A 1,173-nucleotide genomic window follows, 5' to 3' on the forward strand; every position below is an offset into this window, starting at 1 on the left:
TTACTGACTTCGGCTCGCCAGGGTGATTCTCCACGGAGTGTCTGACGGGGCTGAGGTGTTGGCTGTATTCCGTGGTGTGTGAGGTATGCAGATGGGGGCGGGCTGACCGCCGAGGGACGTCGGCGCCGGGAGACGGTGCGAAGGCAGGCGGCCGAGCTGTTCGAGCAGAGGGTCAAGCCACTTGAGGTCGCCAGACGACTGAGGGTGAGCCGGAAGTCGGCTTATCAGTGGTATCAGTTGTGGCGGGAAGGCGGTGTGGAGGCTCTGGCCTCCGGCGGCCCGGGCGGGTCGCGGTGCCGGTTGTCCCCGCGGTGTCTGGAGAAGCTGGCCGGGTATCTGGAGCAGGGTCCGGCCGCGCACGGCTGGGTGGAGGACCAGGTGTGGACGGCGTCGCGGGTGGCCACGCTGATCGGCAGGAAGTTCCACGTCTCCTACAGCGTCTCGGGTGCCACCCGGTTGATGCACCGGCTCGGCTTCAGCCCGCAGGTCCCCGCCCGGCGGGTCGCCGAACGCGACGATCAGGCCGTCGCGGTGTGGCGGGAGGCGACCTGGGCGGAGGTAAAAGAGCGCGGGCGGCCTGCGGGGGCTACGTCTGCTTCGAGGACGAAGCCGGCTTCACCCGCAGGCCGCCGCGGGGGCGGACCTGGGGTCGGCGTGGGGTGACTCCGGTCGTCACCATCAGCGGCCGGCGTTCGGGGCGGCTGTCGGTGGCCGGGCTGATCGCGATGCGACCGGGGTCCAGGACCCGGCTCTGTCACCGGCTTCGGTCTCATCCCGCGGGCAAGGGCACACGTCGCAGCATGGGCGAGCGGGACTTCATCGCGCTCCTGGACGGCGTCCACCAACTGGTCAGAGCGCCGATCGTGCTGGTCTGGGACCGCCTGAACACCCACGTGTCCCGCAAGATGCAGGGTCTCGTGGCGGAGCGGGAGTGGCTGACGGTGTTCCTGCTGCCCGCCTACTCACCCGACCTCAACCCGGTCGAGTGGGTATGGGCCCACGTCAAACGCAGCCTCGCCAACCTCGCCGTCATGGCCCTCGACCGCCTCGAAGCACTCGTCCGCAACCGCCTCAAGCGCCTGCAATACCGGCCACACACCCTCGACGGCTTCATAGCCGGCACCGGCCTCACCCTCGACGAACCAACGTCACCTTGAAGAGCCGAAGTCAGTA

At 69.0% G+C, this 1,173-nt stretch carries 1 protein-coding gene; it reads left to right on the forward strand.

The window, feature by feature from the left end:
* Window positions 1-78: 78 nt before the first annotated feature.
* Window positions 79-1,157, forward strand: a protein-coding gene (locus OTB16_RS39795) for an IS630 family transposase (protein ID WP_420717890.1) whose coding sequence is annotated in 2 segments (ribosomal slippage) — window positions 79-580 and window positions 580-1,157 — 1,080 coding nt in all. Because the reading frame shifts where the segments join, the coding sequence is not laid out codon by codon here.
* Window positions 1,158-1,173 lie beyond the last annotated feature (16 nt).

This window comes from Streptomyces antarcticus (genome assembly GCF_026627255.1).
Classification (GTDB): Bacteria; Actinomycetota; Actinomycetes; order Streptomycetales; family Streptomycetaceae; genus Streptomyces; species Streptomyces antarcticus.